Below are 15,555 nucleotides of genomic sequence, written 5' to 3'. Positions count from 1 at the left end.
CGTGCCGCTAGCTTCGGATCATGAAGCTCGCCGACGTCGATCCGTTCATCGGAACGCAGCCCACCGACCTGCCTCCCGCGACGGGTCTCGCGGCGGCGTGGTGGTGGCCCAAGCCGCAGATCGGGAACACGCACCCCGGCGCGACGTTCCCGCTCGGCATGGTGTCGGCGTGCAGCTACTCGGGCGCCTACCCGACGGGCTACGGCGAGTACGCCCTGTCGACGGAGGGCGTGCCGCCGCGCATGCGCGAGCGGCCCGTGGCGAGCGGCGTGACGCACTTCCAGCAGTCGGGCACGGGCGCGATCCGCAAGTACTACAACTACGTGCGCGTGACGCCCATGGTCGACAAGCTCGACGACCTGGGCCGGCAGTGGGACATCGCGGACGAGGAGGCGAGCCCCGGCTACTACGCCTTCACCTACGAGAACGGGATCCGCGCCGAGATCACGGTCGGTCCCAAGAGCGCCGTGCACCGCTACACCTTCCCCGAGGACCGCACCGACGCGCGCCTCGTCGTCGACCTCTCGGTCGGCGGCCTCGACATCCCGTACGGCGCGACGGTGCCGCTGCGGGCGCACCTCGAGTCGACCGACGCGGGCGAGGCGCAGGGCGAGATCGTCGTCGAGGGCACGCCGCTCGCGATGCACCTGCGCGCCGACACCCCGCGCTGGCGGCAGCTGCTCTGGTACGACAGGCGGCTCATGCCCGGAGGCAAGCGCCTCGACTTCGACGCGATCCGCCCGACGACGATGCGCCCCTTCGGGCTCATGTGGCAGGGATCCGTGAAGGCCGGCCAGTGGGTCGAGCTGCAGATCGGGTTCTCGCTGCGCGGGGTCGACCAGGCGCGGCGCAACCTCCAGCGCGACTGCGCCGAGGGCACGGGCTTCGACGTGCGCCGCACCGCGACGCGGGCGAGCTGGAAGCAGCTCCTCGGCGGCGTCACGGTGCGCGAGTCCGGGGGAGACCGCGACCGCCGCACGGTCCTCGGGACGGCGCTGTACCACTCGTTCGTCAAGCCGGCCCTCGCGCCGAACGAGAGCCCCCTCTGGCCCACGAACGGGCCCTTCGCGTTCGATATCTCGACGATGTGGGACATCTACCGCACGCAGCTGCCGCTCGTCGAGCTCCTGAGCCCCGACCAGGCCGTCGACCTCGCGAACGCGCTCGTCACGATCTGCGAGGAGGAGGGCAACTTCCCGATCGGGTATCGCATGGCGAAGGGGTCCGACCGCTTCTCGCGGCAGGCGTCCGGCCTCGCGCACACGCTGCTGGCCGACCTCTGCGAGGCGCGCGTCGAGGGGATCGACTGGGACTGGGCCCTCGTGCACATGCTCGCCGACCTGCGCCGCCAGTACGGCGAGGACTTCCTCGTGACGGGGCGCACGGATCCGATCAGCCACACGCTCGACATCGCGTTCGCGTACTGGTGCACGGCGCGGGTCGCCGACCGGGTGGGCGACACCCGCGTGGCCGCCGACTGCCGCCGCCTCGCGGGGCGCTGGCGCAACGCGTTCGACGCCGAGACGGGGCTGCTGCGCGACTCGACGTTCTACGAGGGCACGAAGCACAACTACTCGTTCCGGATCACGCACGACATGGCGGGCCGCATCGAGCTCGCCGGGGGAGAGGACCGCTTCGTCGGGCTGCTCGACCGCTTCTTCGGATACGGAGCGGATCCCGTGACGCAGCCGGGCGTCGACCCGGGCGACGCCGAGATGGAGGCGGGGTACGCGCTCGGCCGCTTCGAGGGCATGAACAACGAGCCCGACATGGAGTCGCCCTGGGCCTACATGTACGCGGGGCGGCCCGACCGCACCGCCGAGGTCGTGCACCACGCGCTGCACCAGATGTTCGACGTGGGCGCGGGCGGCATGCCGGGCAACGACGACTCGGGTGGGCTGTCGTCGTGGGTCGTGTGGGCGTCACTCGGGATCTTCCCCGTCGCGGGGCAGGACCTGTTCCTGCTCAACGCGCCCGCGTGGTCCGACGCGCGGATCTCGCTCGCCGACGACGCCGAGATCGTCATCGAGACGGAGGGGTTCCGGCCCGTCGGCCGAGGCACGGATCCTCAGTACGTGCAGTCGGTCTCGTGGAACGGCGAGCCGCTCGAGCGGACCTGGCTCACGGGGCGCGAGCTGCGCCGCGGCGGCACCCTCCGGATCGCCCTCGCCGACGCCCCGGGCGACTGGGGCCGGGCGGTCCGGCCTCCCTCGTATCCGTCCGACGCCTCGGCGCCGAACCGACGACTGTGACGCCCGACGAAACACCCCCGAAATACGCGTGATTCCGCGGGTATCTGGGCGTCATGCGCGTCACGTATGATCCGAGCGCCCGCCCTCACCGGGGCGGGTCCCAGCTCCACGGGAGGATCCACACATGACACGTCGACTCGTCATCGTCGTCCGAGCAGATCCGGTGATCTGCGGCCACTCGGGCGAGGCCCGAAACCTCGCGGAAGCGGCCCTCAAACGGGGCTTCGACGACGTCCGCATCGTCACCTGGCCGATCGAGCGTCTGCAGGCGGCGGGGCTCCCGCTCAAACCCCTCGAGACGGTCATGCCGTACAGCGCCGGTATCGAGGTCGAGCGCCCCGAGCCCGTGGGCGACTACAAGGTCGTCGACGGCCGGTACATCGGCGGCCTCGTCGGGCGGCTCGTCGAGCTGTTCACCGACGGCGTGCCCACGGTCGCGATGTCGCTGTACCTCTCGCCCCACACGACGGCCGTCACCGACGCCGTCGACGTCGCCCGCAAGACGGGGCTCCCCGTCGACGTGACGACGATCGCCGAGGCGGTCGGGTCCGACGTGACGAACGTCGTGCGCCAGTGCGTCGAGAACGGCCAGTTCGGCGCCGCGGCGCACGTGCTCGAGGGGTACCTCGCGAGCGACGTGTGCGTCGCGGTGAGCCAGTACACGAAGGACCTGATCGTCGAGGAGTCGCGCAAGCTCGACGCGAAGCACGGCACGCGGTACGCCGAGCGGTGCGAGGAGAAGATCGCGATCTCGTACCCCGCGATCGACTCGTCCCTCTTCCTCGGCCTCGACCCCGCCGAGGTCGACCGTCACCTGGCCGCCCGCGGCCTCGAGCGCGACGGCTACGTGTTCTACCTCTCGCGCCTCGCCCGCGCGAAGGGGGTCGACGACCTCATCGACGGCTTCGCGCAGAGCGCGGCCGCGGCGGGGAAGAAGCTCGTGATCGCGGGGCGCGGCCCCGAGGAGCAGGAGCTGCGGGAGCACGCGGCCGCATCGGCCGTCGCCGACCGGATCGAATTCCTCACCGACGTCGACGACGCCGAGAAGCCCTTCCTGTTCGCCGGTTCGGCGGCCTACGTCCTTCCGACGAAGCCGCGCCCCGAGTTCGTCGAGACCTTCGGGATCGCCCTCGCCGAGAAGGCGCTCTCGGGCGGCGGGCCCGCGATCACGACGACGACGGGAGGCGTCGGCGAGGCCGTCGGCGACACCGCGATCATCGTCGACGTCGACGCGCCCGACCAGGTGCGCGACGCGATCGACCGGGCCCTGTCGCTCAGCCCCGCCGAGCGCGCCGAGTGGGAGGAGCGGGCGCGCGAGTTCGCCCTCCAGTTCGACCGGATGAACGTGTTCGACGCGCTGTTCGCGCGCGTCGACGCTCTCGTCTGACCGGGCTCAGCCCGACGCCGGGCCCCCGGAGGCGGAAGCGCCTCTGGGGGGCTCGAGCGTCGAGATGACGGTCGTCTCGGGCGGCAGCTCGTCCTTGAGGCTCTGCGCCGTCTCGAGCATGCCTCCGAGCGGAAGGCCCAGCCGCCGGCGGCGGCTGCGGCGCCAGTGCCGGTAGGCGGGTCCGGGGATCGTGATCACGAGGGCGAACGCGATGTAGGCGGCGATCCGGGTGAGGCCGACCCACTCCCCGGGACCCACGTCGTACGAGGCGGCGTGGATGAAGGGGACGTCGCCGCCCGCGATGACGACGTGGTTGAGCCACCGGAACGGCTGAGGCAGGAGGTCGACCGCGACGGCCCCTCCCGACGCCGGCACGTTGAGGAACACGAACGAGATGAGGCCGGCCGCGACGACCCACCGGCCGAAGTAGTAGCCGAGCGCCTGGGTCGTGAGCCCGACGGCCGTCATGGTGCCGACGAGCAGCAGCCAGAGCGCCGGGAAGCGACCCGGCAGGGCGCCCACGACCGGGTCGATGAGGGTCGCGGCGAGCGTCCCGAGCACGGCGGTCGTCCCGACGACGATCCCGATGCGGGCGCGGCGCCGGAGATCCCCGCCCATCAGCGCGGTGAACATCCCGGTCAGGTGCCCTCCGATCGCCGCGACGAGCGACACGTAGAGCGAGACGGTTCCGGCGCCGTCCGTCACGGGGAGCGGGGCGACGTCGTCGACCGTGAGCACGACGCCCTCGGACTCGATCGCGGACCGGAAGGTCGCCTCGACGATCTGGGCGAGGCTGCTGCTGTTCGCGGTGGCGACCGACAGCTCGGGGTGCGAGGCGTCGCTCGTGTCGAGCACCGCGGCGTACGCGCCCGATCGCAGGGCGGCCGCGTCGACCGCGTCGACCTCCTCCACGACGTACCCGCCGGGCGCCGCCTTCTCGAGCGCCTGGTCGACCTGCTGCGCGGCGGCGGATCCGACGACCCCGATGCGCAGGTCGTGCGGGGCCGGGGAACGGAACGGCAGCACGTAGCAGAGGGCGAAGAGGACGACGAACATCGTCGGCATCCACAGCTGCAGGCCGATCTGCTGGACCGAGGGGTGAAGCCGCTCGTACCGGCGCTTGAACCGCTGGACGGCTCCGAACCAGGGGACCGTTCGGATCGTGGTCGCGGGGCGATGCGGGTGCGTCACGGATCTCCTGTCTCTCGTATGCATCGTACGACCGCGGCCCGGCCGGCTCGGGGGCGTCATAGGGTGAGGGCATGACCGTTCCCACTGTGAAACTCGCATCCGGATACGACATCCCTCAGCTCGGCTTCGGCGTCTTCCTCGTGCCGGCGGACGAGGCGGAGCGCGCCGTCTCCGAGGCCCTCGAGGTCGGCTACCGCCACATCGACACCGCCGCGATCTACCGCAACGAGGAGGGCGTCGGCGCGGCCATCGCGAAGAGCGGCATCCCGCGCGAGGAGCTCTTCGTCACGACGAAGCTCTGGAACGACCGCCAGTCGGGCGAACAGCCGCACGACGCGATCCGCGAGAGCCTCGACAAGCTCGGCCTCGAGTACGTCGACCTCTACCTGACGCACTGGCCGACGCCCCAGAAGGACACCTACGTCAACGCGTGGGAGAAGCTCATCGAGATCCGCGACGCGGGGCTGTCCCGCTCGATCGGCGTCTCGAACCACCTGCCCGAGCACCTCGATCGCCTCGTCGCCGAGACGGGCGTCGTGCCGTCGGTCGACCAGATCGAGCTGCACCCCGCGCTGCACCAGGCCGACGTCCTCGCGTGGGCCGAGGCGAACGGCATGAAGATCGAGGCGTGGGGCCCGCTCGGCCAGGGCAAGTACCCGCTCTTCGAGAACCCGGCCGTCGCGGCGGCCGCCGAGGCGCACGGCAAGTCGCCCGCCCAGATCGTCATCCGGTGGCACCTGCAGCGCGGCTTCATCGTCTTCCCGAAGTCGGTGCGCCGCGAGCGCATGGAGCAGAACCTCGACGTCTTCGACTTCGAGCTCACGGCCGACGAGATCGCCGGCATCGACGCGATCGACCCGGGTGACGGATCCGGCCGCGTCGGGTCGCACCCGCTCGAGGTCAACTGACCCCGCGGCGGATCAGAGGAACCAGCTCGGCAGCCAGAGGTGCGCTCGGTAGAGCGCCTCTGGCTCCATGAGCCCGGTTCCGTAGGGCAGGAAGAACAGCCCGACGACGACGAAGACCACGACGGCGATCGAAGCGACGGTACGGCGCGCATCGGTCGCCGTCGTCGCGCGCGCGGTCGCGACGGCGATCTCCGCCTCGGTGGGATCGTCGAGCAGCACGGGGCGCACGGGCCGGCGCATGTTCTGCAGCGCGATGACGACGCCGACGATCACGAACGGCAGCAGCGTGATCGCGTAGAACGAGAACATCGTGCGCTTGGGCAGCGCGAGCCAGGGGATGTAGGTCGCCGCGACGCCCACGAGGACGAACGCCTCACGCCCGATGATCTCGGTGCGGCGCACGACGCTCACGACGAGGCGGACGGCGAACCACACGACGACGAGCACGCCGACCCACCAGAGGATGGGGTTCGGCAGCGCGGCCATGAGACCGACCTGGCCGTCCGACGCCTCGCGGTACATGAGGGTCGGGTTGAGCATCGGGATCCACTCCCACGCGGGGCTCGCGTAGGTGTGGGGGCTCTGGACGCTCTCGTGGAACTGCAGGATCTGGCGGTGGTACTCGAGGAGCGCCGCGAAGGCGTTCGACTTCGAGTCGCGCGCGTAGCCGCCCGACGTGACGAGCCACCCCGTCCACGTCACGACGTAGGCGACGATCGCCGGCGGCACGAGGAGCACGAACGACGCGGGCCCCTGGCGGCCGATCGCCGCCTCGACCCAGCGGTCGACGCCCGCGCGGCGCCGGTCGACGGCGTCGGCGACGACGACCGCGATCCCCAGAACGGCGAGCGCGTAGAGGCCCGACCACTTGACGCCGGAGGCGAGGCCCATCGAGACGCCGGCCGCGATGAGCCACGGGCGCCGCCACACGACGGGGCCGGCGATCCGGTCGGCGACGGCGCCGCGGCGGATCCGCTCGATGGTCTCGTGTCTGTCGATGAGCGCGAACCAGAAGCCGAGCAGGATGAAGAACGCGAGGTGGGTGTCGAGGAGCGCGACGCGGCTCATCGAGATCGCGAGGGGGTCGATCGCGAGGAGAAGCGCCGCGATGCCCGCCATCGGCACCGAGCGCGTCAGCCGCTTCGCGACGACGTAGAGGAGCGGGACGAGCGCCGTGCCGACGAGCGCCGTCATAATGCGCCAGCCGAACGTCGAGTCGCCGCCGAAGATCATCATGCCGATCGCGATGATCCACTTGCCGAGCGGCGGGTGCGCGACGAAGGACCCCTCCGCCGTGTACCCGCCCGTGGCGCCCGACTCGAAGGCGGGGTTCGGGTCGTCGCCCCACTGCGCCTCGTAGCCGAGGTGCAGGAGCGTCCAGGCGTCCTTGACGTAGTAGGTCTCGTCGAAGATCAGCTCGTGGGGGCCGCCGACGCCGATGATGCGGGTCGCGGCGGCGACCGCCGTGACGGCGACGGGCACAGCCCACGAGGCGATGCGCGCGGCGCGTTCCGACGTGAGGCGTTCGATCACCCCACCACCCTATGGTGGGACCCGTGATCATCCTGGCGGGCACCCCGATCGGCAACCTCGGCGACGCGTCGGCCCGGCTCGTGGAGATCCTCGGGCGGGCGACGACGATCGCGGCCGAGGACACCCGCACGACGCAGAAGCTCCTCGCGGCCCTCGGGATCGAGAACCGCCCGCGGCTCATCCCGCTGCACGACCACAACGAGAAGCAGAAGTCCGCCGAGATCGTCGAGATCGCTCGCGACGAGGACGTCGTCGTGATGAGCGAGGCGGGCATGCCGACCGTCAGCGACCCGGGCTTCGGACTCGTGCACGCGGCGGCCGAGGCGGGCGTCGCCGTGACGGCGATCCCCGGACCGAGCGCCGTCCTCACGGCCCTCGCGGTCTCGGGGCTGCCGACCGACCGCTTCTCGTTCGAGGGCTTCGTGCCCCGGAAGCCCGGGGAGCGGCGCGCGTTCCTCGGGCGCGTCGCGCAGGATCCGCGCACGCTCGTGTTCTTCGAGGCCCCGACCCGCGTCGCACAGACGCTCGCCGACATGGGTGCGGAGTTCGGCCCCGAGCGTCGCGCCGTCGTCGCGCGGGAGCTCACGAAGCTCCACGAGGAGGTCGCCCGCGGGACGCTCGAGGAGCTGGCCGCGTGGGCCGCGGACGGCGTGCGCGGCGAGCTCGTGATCGTCGTCGCGGGGGCCGAGCGCGCCGAGGTGTCGCTCGCAGACGCGCTCGCGCAGGTCACTGCGCTCACGGCCGCGGGCTCGCGCCTCAAGGACGCGGCGCGCGAGGTCGCCGACCAGACGGGGATCTCGTCCCGCGACCTCTATCAGGCGGCGCTCGCCGCGAGGTAGCTCAGGCGAGCGAGTGGTCCTGCTGGATCTCGCTCCACACGCCGCGCATGTGGGCGCGCGAGTGCTCCTCGGCGGTGTCGCCGTCGCCCGAGGTGATCGCCGCCGCGACGGCCTCGTGCTCCTCGAGCGTGCCCGCGCGGGGGATCTGCGGGGTGAGGCCGAGGCGCGAGCGGCCCCGCAGGACCTGGCGCACGGGGGCGCGGAGCGCGATGAGCTGGGCGTTGCCCGACGACGCGAGCAGCAGGTCGTGGAAGGCAACGTCGGCCTCGAGAAACGCGTCCCCCGCCCCCTCGCCGGCCCTGCCGAGCCCCTTGAGCTCGGAGGCGAGGCGGCGCAGCTCCGCCCGCTGGGCGGGCGTCGCGCGGTCGGCGGCGAGCTGCGCGGCCATGGGTTCGACGGCGACGCGTAGCTCCATGAGCGCCTCGAGCTGCTGCTGCCGGAACGGGCCGCGCAGGTTCCACTCGATGAGCTGGGGGGCGAAGGCGTCCCACTCCTCGCGCGGCTGCACCGTGATCCCGACGCGTCGGCGCGACGCCACGAGCCCGAGGCTCTCGAGGACCCGCACCGCCTCGCGCGCGACGGTGCGCGACGCCGAGTGCTCCGACTCGATCGACGCCAGCGTCAGGACGGAGCCGGGGGGAAGTTCGCCCGACGCGATGCGCGCGCCGAGCCTCTCCACCACACTGGTGTGGATCGCGCTCATCGTCGAGCCTCCTCAGAAGATCATTTGGTGATACCTTACCGATGGAATAAGTACTACCTTTGCGCGCCATCGCCGGACCGCGCTACCGAATTCAACGGAGAATCCTATGGACACTGCTGAGTGGACTCAGACACTCGGTGCAGGGCCGCTGCTGCTCATCGCCGCAGCCGCGGTCGCCGTCATCCTCGTGCTCGTCATCAAGGTCAAGCTGCACGCGTTCCTGACGCTCGTCGTCGTCTCGCTGCTCACGGCCCTCGCGACGGGCATCCCGGCGAACATGATCGTCAACACGCTCGTCTCCGGCTTCGGATCCACGCTCGGATCCGTCGCCCTCCTCATCGGGCTCGGCGCCATCCTCGGGCGGCTCATCGAGTCGTCGGGCGGCGCGAAGGTCATCGCGGACGCGATGGTCAGGATCTTCGGCGAGAAGCGGGCGGCGTTCGCGCTCGGCCTCACCTCGCTGATCCTCGGCTTCCCGATCTTCTTCGACGCGGGCCTCGTCGTCATGCTGCCGATCATCTTCGCCGTCGCGCGCCGCATCGGCGGCAAGAACCTGCTGCTCTACGGCTTCGCCGGCGCCGCGGGCTTCTCGGTCATGCACGTCTTCGTGCCCCCGCACCCCGGCCCCGTGTCGGCCTCCGAGCTCTTCGGCGCGAACCTCGGCATCGTCATGATCATCGGCCTCGTCCTGGCCTTCCCGACCTGGTACCTCTCGGGCTACCTGTGGGCCAAGTTCGTCAACAAGCGCCACCCCATGATCGTCCCGGCGCTCTTCGGCGCGCAGGACGACGATCAGCCCGTCAACCCGCCCAAAGCGTCGACGGTCATCCTGATCCTGCTGCTGCCCCTCGTCCTCATCTTCATGAACACGGGCCTCGACGCGCTCGGCTCGGTCGGCGCCGTCGACGAGTCGCAGGTGTGGGTGCAGGTCTTCATGATGCTCGGCAACTCGCCCGTCGCGCTCCTCATCACGGTGCTCGTCGCCCTGCTGGTGCTCGGCAAGGCCCGCGGCGTCAACGGCACGGCGCTCGAGAAGCTCGCCGACGGCACGCTCGGAACCGTCGCCTCGGTGATCCTCATCACGGGCGCGGGCGGCATGTTCGGCGGCGTCCTGCGCACCTCGGGAATCGGCGACGCGCTCGCCGAGGTCCTCGTGGGCTGGGGCATGCCGATCATCTTCGCCGCGTACCTCATCGCCGTGATCCTGCGCGTGGCGCAGGGATCCGCGACCGTCGCCCTCGTGACGACCGCCGGCCTCCTCGCCCCCGCCGTCACGAGCGGCGGGTTCAACCAGGTCGAGATCGCCGCGATCACGGTCGCCGCGGCGGCCGGTTCGGTGTTCGCGAGCCACGTGAACGACTCGGGCTTCTGGCTCGTGGGGCGCCTCATGAATATGGACGTCAAGACCACCCTGAAGACGTGGACGGTGCAGCAGGCGATCGAGTCGGTCGTCGGCTTCGCGTTCGCCCTCATCGTCTTCTTCGTCTTCTGATCGGAGAGAACATGACGAAAGAGCTTTTCGACATCACGGGGCGCCTCGCGTTCGTGACGGGATCCTCGCGCGGCCTCGGCCGTGCGCTCGCGACGGCGCTGGCCGAGGCGGGCGCCCGCGTGATCCTGCACGGCCGCGACGCCGCCGCCCTCGACGAGACGGCGAAGGGGATCGCCGACGCGACGGGCGTCCTGCCCGCCCACGTCACCTTCGACGTGACCGACGCCGCGGCGGTCGAGGCGACGGTCCGCACGATGATCGCCGAGCACGGAGTGCCCGACATCCTCGTCAACAACGCGGGCGTCCAGCGCCGCGCCCCCTTCACCGAGTTCGCGGTGAGCGACTGGGACGCCGTCGTGCAGAGCAACCTGTCGAGCGCGTTCTACGTGTCGCGCTTCATCACGCCCGGGATGACCGAGCGTGGGTCCGGCAAGGTCATCAACATCGCCTCGGTGCAGTCGAAGCTCGCGCGCCAGACGATCGCGCCGTACTCGGCGACGAAGGGCGGCATCGCCCTCCTCACGCAGGGCATGGCGGCCGACCTGGCGCGCTTCGACGTGCAGGTCAACGCGATCTCGCCCGGCTACTTCGCGACCGAGATGAACAAGGCGCTCGTCGAGGACGAGGAGTTCAACTCCTGGCTCGTGAACCGCACCCCCGCGCACCGCTGGGGCGACTTCAGCGAGCTGCGCGGCGCGCTCCTGTTCCTCGCGAGCGACGCGTCGAGCTTCGTGTCGGGTCAGAACATCTTCGTCGACGGCGGCATGACCGCGGTCGTCTGATCGCGCTCGTCGGCAACGGATACGGAAAGAAGAGAAGAAGGCATCATGCGAGCGGTATGGATCGACGGCAAGGAGCAGATCGAGCTGCGCGAGGCGGCTGACCCCGTCGCGGGCGACGGCGAGGTCCGGGTGCGCGTCGAGCGCGTCGGGATCTGCGGATCCGATCTGCACTACTACTTCGAGGGCGCGAACGGCGAGTACGTCGTGCGCGAGCCCCTCGTGCCCGGCCACGAGCTCTCGGGCGTCGTCGACCAGGATCCGTCGGGCCGCCTGGCTCCCGGGACCCCCGTGACGGTGCACCCCGCGCGCTTCGGCACCGAGGTGCGCGGCACGGAGGGCCAGCCCCACCTGTGGCCGGGCGGCTCGTACCTCGGCAGCGCCTCGACGTGGCCCCACACGCAGGGCGCGATGAGCGAGTACCTCGTCGTGCGCGACGACATGATCCGGGTCCTTCCCGAGTCGCTGCCCGTCTCGCGCGCCGTCCTCGCCGAGCCCCTCGGGGTGGCGCTCCACGCGGCGACGCGCGCGGGCGACCTCGCGGGCGCGCGCGTCCTCGTGTCGGGGGCGGGCCCCATCGGCCTGCTCGCCGTCGTCGCGGCGCAGGCGCGCGGCGCCGAGCACATCACGGTCAGCGACGTGCTGCCCGAGCCGCTCGCCCGTGCGACGGCCCTCGGCGCCGACCGCGTCATCCAGGTGACCGAGGAGCAGCTGCCCGCCGAGGAGTTCGACGTCGTCTTCGAGTGCTCGGGATCGGCGATCGCGATCAGCGCGGCCGGGGGAGCGGTCCGCCGCCACGGCACCGTCGTGCAGGTGGGCATGGTCCCGAACGAGCCGCGCCCTGTGAATCTCGCTCCCTTCATCTCGAAGGAGGTGTCGTTCCTCGGCACCTTCCGCTTCAACGACGAGATCGACGACGCCGTGCGCGTGCTCGCCGAACGCCCCGAGGTCGAGCAGGTCGTCACGCACGTCCTGCCGGCGTCCGAGGTGCGCGAGGCGTTCGAGCTGGCGCGCGACTCGCGCCGTTCGGGCAAGGTCGTCATCGACCTCGCGGCAGAATGACGTCCATGGCTCCGCAGCAGGACATCGTCGTCGGAATCGACATGGGCACGACGGCCACGAAGGTCGTCGCCTACCGGGCCGACGGATCCCTCGTCGCCACGGCGTCGAACGGCTACCCGCTCGACGAGCCGGTCCCGGGCCACGCCGAGCAGGACCCGGCGAAGATCCTCGAGGCCGTCTACGCGGGCGTGCGCGAGGTCGTCGGCGAGATCGGGGTCGAGCGCGTCGCCGGCATCTCGTTCTCGTCGGCGATGCACTCGCTCGTCGGCCTCGACGCCGCGGGCGAGCCGCTGACCCCCGTCGTGACGTGGGCCGACACCCGCGCCGCCGAGGAGGCCGAGCGCCTGCGCGACTCGGGATCCGGCCTCGCCCTGCACCGTCGGACGGGAACGCCCGTCCACCCGATGTCGCCGTTCGTGAAGCTCGTCTGGTTCCGTGAGAACGAGCCCGAGCTGTTCGCGTCGGTCGCGACGTGGGCCGACCTCAAGGGGTGGGTGCTCCGGCACATGACGGGCGCGCTCGTCGTCGACCACTCGATCGCCTCGGCGTCGGGCCTCATGAACATCCACACCCTCGCGTGGGACGCGGAGGCGCTCGACATCGCCGGGATCATGCCCGAGCAGCTCCCCGAGCTCGTGCGCACGCGGCACGTCCTGCCGCAGCTCACGGACGAGGCGGTCGCCGCGACGGGGCTCCCCGCCGAGACGCCGGTCGTCGCGGGCGCGGGCGACGGACCGCTTGCGAACCTCGGCGTGGGCGCCGTGCGCCCCGGCGTCGCGGCCTGCTCGGTCGGGACGTCGGGAGCCCTGCGCGTCGCGGTCGAGAAGCCGGCCGTCGATCCGCTCGGCGGCGTGTTCTGCTACGCGCTGACGGAGGACCGCTGGGTCATCGGCGGCGCCATCAACAACGGCGGCGTCGTGCTCGACTGGGTGCGCGGCGAGGTCACGGCGGGCGAGGCAGGGCTGTCGACGGCCCAGCTGCTCGACGAGGCCTACACCGTCCCCGCCGGCGCGGGCGGCCTGCTGATGCTTCCCTACCTGCTGGGCGAGCGCGCCCCGCGCTGGGGCGGCGTCGCGCGCGGCGCGTACGTCGGCCTCACGCGCTCGCACCGCCGCCAGCACCTCGTGCGCGCGGCGGTGGAGGGCGTCGCCCTGCAGCTGACGCTCGTGAAGCAGTCGATGGAGGCCGCGGGGATCGACCTCGCCGAGATCCGCGCGACGGGCGGCGTCATGAAGCACGTGCTCTGGCGCCAGACGCTCGCGAACGCGTTCGACAGCGAGATCGGCATGCCCCAGGGACAGGAGGGCTCGGGCTTCGGCGCCGCGCTGCTCGGGATGGAGGCCCTCGGCCTCATCGACTCGATCGACGTCGCGGCCGAGCTCGTCCCCGTCGAGAGCGTCGTGACGCCGCGCGAGGAGGACGCCGAGGTCTACGCCGAGCTGCGCCCGATCTTCGACCGCCTCTACACGGCGCTCCTCCCCGCGAACGTCACGCTCCAGCGCATCGGCCAGAACCTGCCCCTGCGCAACTGAGCGCCGACCCCGTGTCAGGATGGCGGGGATGAGAAAGCACCGGTATGTCGCGCTGCTGACCATTCCCGCCCTCCTGGGCCTCGCGGCCTGCACGGGCGACGACGGCCTCTCCGGAGCCGTCGACGACCTCGTCGCGGGGCTCGAGGACCACGCGCTCGACGTCTCGGGCGGAGACTTCGCCGCGGCGGTCGAGCCGCTCGCGGCGTACGCGCTCGAGGTCACGGCGGGCGAGCCCGAGAGGGACGGCCGATCCGCGATCGTGCCGCTCTCGTTCGCCTGGGACATCGCGGGCGACGCGTGGACCTACGACGCGACCGCGACCCTCGACGAGGGAGATGACGGCTGGACCGTGCGGTGGGATCCGTCGCTCGTCGCCGACGGCTACGCGGACGGCGACGCCATCGCCGTCTCGCTCGAGTACCCCGAGAGGGCCGAGATCACGGGGCCCGACGGCGAGGCGATCGTCACCGAGCGCCCCGTCACGCGGTACGGGCTCGACAAGAGCTGGATCGAGCCCGACGAGGTCGACGACAGCGCGCGTCGCGTCGCCGAGGCGGTCGGGGTCGACGCCGACGCGTTCGTCGCCCAGGCCGAGGCGATGGGGGATCAGGCCTTCGTCGAGGCGATCGTGCTGCGCCCCGAGGACGCCGCCGAGCGTGTGCCGGCCGACTACGCCGACATCCCCGGCGCGAGCGCGATCGACACGACGATGCAGCTCGCCCCGACGTCGCAGTTCGCGCGGCCGCTGCTCGGCACGGTGGGCGAGGCGACGGCCGAGATCATCGAGCAGTCGGACGGCGAAGTCCTGGCCGGCGAGCAGACGGGCCTCTCGGGGCTGCAGATGGCCTACGACGCGCGCCTGCGCGGCACCCCCGCCGTCACGATCACGTCCGGACCCGAGGGGTCCGAGGACCCGGCGGAGCTCGCGTCGTTCCCCGCCGAGGACGGCGAGCCCCTCGCCATCACCCTCGACGAGGACCTCGAGACGAAGGCCGAGCAGGTGCTCGCGGGCGTCGACGGCGCGAGCGCGCTCGTCGCGATCCGGCCCTCGACGGGCGGGATCCTCGCGGCGGCGAACGGCCAGGGCAACGACGGGTTCGATGCCGCGACGTCGGGCCAGTACGCACCGGGATCCACGTTCAAGGTCGTCACCACGCTCGCGCTGCTGCGCTCCGGCATGGCGCCGGACGACGCCGTCAGCTGCGCCGAGAGCGTCACGGTCGACGGGTTCGAGTTCCACAACTACCCCGACTATCCGGCGGGGGCGACGGGAGACATCCCGCTGCGCGAGGCCGTCGCGAACTCCTGCAACACGGCGTTCGTCGGGTCGCGCGGTGCGATCGACGACGACGCTCTCGAGGGCGCGGCCGCGGCGCTCGGCCTGACGGGGGATCCCTCGCTCGGGTATCCCGCCTACCTCGGCCAGGTCCCCGAGAGCGAGTCGGAGACCGAGTTCGCGGCCGATCTCATCGGGCAGGGCCGGATCCTCGCGAGCCCCCTCGCGATGGCGACCGTCGCGGCGTCCGTCGCGGCCGGGCACGCCGTCACGCCCGTGCTCGTCGACGGCGTCGAGCCCGACGGGGTCGTCGAGCCCGACGAGCCGCTCACGGACGACGAGGCGGCGACGCTCCACGAGCTCATGCGCGGCGTCGTGACCGACGGATCCGCGAGCTTCCTCGCGGGGCTCTCGCCCGAGGTCGCGGCGAAGACCGGGACCGCCGAATACGGCGAGGCGGACGAGAGCGGCGAGCTCGCGACGCATGCGTGGATGATCGCGATCCAGGGCGACCTCGCCGTCGCGGCGTTCGTCGAGACCGGCAGCGGGGGAGCATCGACGGCGGGCCCGCTCGTGCAGGCCTTCCTGTCCTGACGGCGGC

12 protein-coding genes are annotated in these 15,555 nt (G+C 71.8%); 9 read left to right on the top strand and 3 right to left on the bottom strand.

Annotation, left to right across the window (positions count from 1 at the left end; all coding sequences use genetic code 11):
* Positions 1 to 20: 20 nt before the first annotated feature.
* Together H576_RS0100360 and H576_RS0100355 are read left to right on the top strand one after the other, a co-directional pair.
* Positions 21 to 2,252: a glycoside hydrolase domain-containing protein gene (locus tag H576_RS0100360; RefSeq protein ID WP_036318534.1), complete on the top strand. Its 2,232-nt coding sequence runs from the start codon at positions 21 to 23 to the stop codon at positions 2,250 to 2,252.
* Between the two features lie 124 nt (positions 2,253 to 2,376).
* On the top strand, positions 2,377 to 3,639 hold the full coding sequence (locus tag H576_RS0100355) for a glycosyltransferase (RefSeq protein ID WP_029149267.1): 1,263 nt from the start codon (positions 2,377 to 2,379) through the stop codon (positions 3,637 to 3,639).
* Between the two features lie 6 nt (positions 3,640 to 3,645).
* Here the strand turns inward: H576_RS0100355 and H576_RS13695 are convergent, their stop codons facing one another.
* Complete coding sequence (locus H576_RS13695; protein WP_051171937.1) at positions 3,646 to 4,830, bottom strand: hypothetical protein; 1,185 nt, start codon at positions 4,828 to 4,830, stop codon at positions 3,646 to 3,648.
* 71 nt (positions 4,831 to 4,901) lie between these two features.
* On the opposite strand from H576_RS13695, the gene H576_RS0100345 reads away from it, so the two are divergent.
* On the top strand, positions 4,902 to 5,738 hold the full coding sequence (locus H576_RS0100345; protein ID WP_029149266.1) for an aldo/keto reductase: 837 nt from the start codon (positions 4,902 to 4,904) through the stop codon (positions 5,736 to 5,738).
* A gap of 12 nt (positions 5,739 to 5,750) precedes the next feature.
* Here H576_RS0100345 and H576_RS13690 read toward each other — a convergent pair whose 3' ends face one another.
* Positions 5,751 to 7,271 carry a dolichyl-phosphate-mannose--protein mannosyltransferase gene (locus H576_RS13690; RefSeq protein ID WP_051171935.1) on the bottom strand — a complete coding sequence of 507 codons (1,521 nt, stop codon included), beginning with the start codon at positions 7,269 to 7,271 and terminating at the stop codon, positions 5,751 to 5,753.
* 23 nt (positions 7,272 to 7,294) lie between these two features.
* Between H576_RS13690 and rsmI the strand changes: the two genes are divergently transcribed.
* Positions 7,295 to 8,110, top strand: a complete 816-nt coding sequence (gene rsmI / locus H576_RS0100335) for a 16S rRNA (cytidine(1402)-2'-O)-methyltransferase (RefSeq protein ID WP_029149265.1) — start codon at positions 7,295 to 7,297, stop codon at positions 8,108 to 8,110.
* 1 nt (position 8,111) lies between these two features.
* Here rsmI and H576_RS0100330 read toward each other — a convergent pair whose 3' ends face one another.
* Positions 8,112 to 8,813 (bottom strand): FadR/GntR family transcriptional regulator, encoded by a 702-nt coding sequence (locus tag H576_RS0100330; RefSeq protein ID WP_029149264.1) that lies wholly within the window; start codon positions 8,811 to 8,813, stop codon positions 8,112 to 8,114.
* 106 nt (positions 8,814 to 8,919) lie between these two features.
* Here H576_RS0100330 and H576_RS0100325 point away from each other — a divergent pair, with 106 nt between their 5' ends.
* The 5 genes from H576_RS0100325 to H576_RS0100305 are packed head-to-tail and all read left to right on the top strand — an operon-like array spanning position 8,920 to position 15,548.
* Entirely contained in the window at positions 8,920 to 10,305 is a 1,386-nt protein-coding gene (locus H576_RS0100325; protein ID WP_029149263.1) for a GntP family permease, read from the top strand.
* 11 nt (positions 10,306 to 10,316) lie between these two features.
* A complete protein-coding gene (locus H576_RS0100320; protein WP_029149262.1) occupies positions 10,317 to 11,087 on the top strand; it encodes an SDR family oxidoreductase in 771 nt (256 codons plus the stop codon).
* 45 nt (positions 11,088 to 11,132) lie between these two features.
* On the top strand, positions 11,133 to 12,146 hold the full coding sequence (locus tag H576_RS0100315) for an L-idonate 5-dehydrogenase (protein WP_029149261.1): 1,014 nt from the start codon (positions 11,133 to 11,135) through the stop codon (positions 12,144 to 12,146).
* Positions 12,147 to 12,151: 5 nt separating this feature from the next.
* Positions 12,152 to 13,678, top strand: coding sequence for a gluconokinase (locus H576_RS0100310; RefSeq protein ID WP_029149260.1), 1,527 nt, complete (start codon positions 12,152 to 12,154; stop codon positions 13,676 to 13,678).
* A 28-nt stretch (positions 13,679 to 13,706) separates the two neighbouring features.
* On the top strand, positions 13,707 to 15,548 hold the full coding sequence (locus H576_RS0100305; RefSeq protein WP_036318531.1) for a penicillin-binding transpeptidase domain-containing protein: 1,842 nt from the start codon (positions 13,707 to 13,709) through the stop codon (positions 15,546 to 15,548).
* The last annotated feature ends 7 nt before the right edge of the window (positions 15,549 to 15,555 follow it).

It is taken from the genome of Microbacterium indicum DSM 19969 (assembly GCF_000422385.1).
GTDB classification, from domain to species: Bacteria; Actinomycetota; Actinomycetes; order Actinomycetales; family Microbacteriaceae; genus Microbacterium; species Microbacterium indicum.
The sequence above is the reverse complement of the archived record's forward strand: the minus strand, read 5'-3'. Positions and strand labels throughout refer to the sequence as shown.

What these genes read in the sequence shown, in the direction of transcription:
- H576_RS0100360 (WP_036318534.1), top strand. Translation starts at nt 21, where the DNA reads ATGAAGCTCGCCGACGTCGATCCGTTCATCGGAACGCAGCCCACCGAC.
- H576_RS0100355 (WP_029149267.1), top strand. Translation starts at nt 2,377, where the DNA reads ATGACACGTCGACTCGTCATCGTCGTCCGAGCAGATCCGGTGATCTGC.
- H576_RS0100345 (WP_029149266.1), top strand. Translation starts at nt 4,902, where the DNA reads ATGACCGTTCCCACTGTGAAACTCGCATCCGGATACGACATCCCTCAG.
- H576_RS0100330 (WP_029149264.1), bottom strand. Translation starts at nt 8,813, where the DNA reads ATGAGCGCGATCCACACCAGTGTGGTGGAGAGGCTCGGCGCGCGCATC.
- H576_RS0100325 (WP_029149263.1), top strand. Translation starts at nt 8,920, where the DNA reads ATGGACACTGCTGAGTGGACTCAGACACTCGGTGCAGGGCCGCTGCTG.
- H576_RS0100320 (WP_029149262.1), top strand. Translation starts at nt 10,317, where the DNA reads ATGACGAAAGAGCTTTTCGACATCACGGGGCGCCTCGCGTTCGTGACG.
- H576_RS0100315 (WP_029149261.1), top strand. Translation starts at nt 11,133, where the DNA reads ATGCGAGCGGTATGGATCGACGGCAAGGAGCAGATCGAGCTGCGCGAG.
- H576_RS0100310 (WP_029149260.1), top strand. Translation starts at nt 12,152, where the DNA reads ATGGCTCCGCAGCAGGACATCGTCGTCGGAATCGACATGGGCACGACG.
- H576_RS0100305 (WP_036318531.1), top strand. Translation starts at nt 13,707, where the DNA reads ATGAGAAAGCACCGGTATGTCGCGCTGCTGACCATTCCCGCCCTCCTG.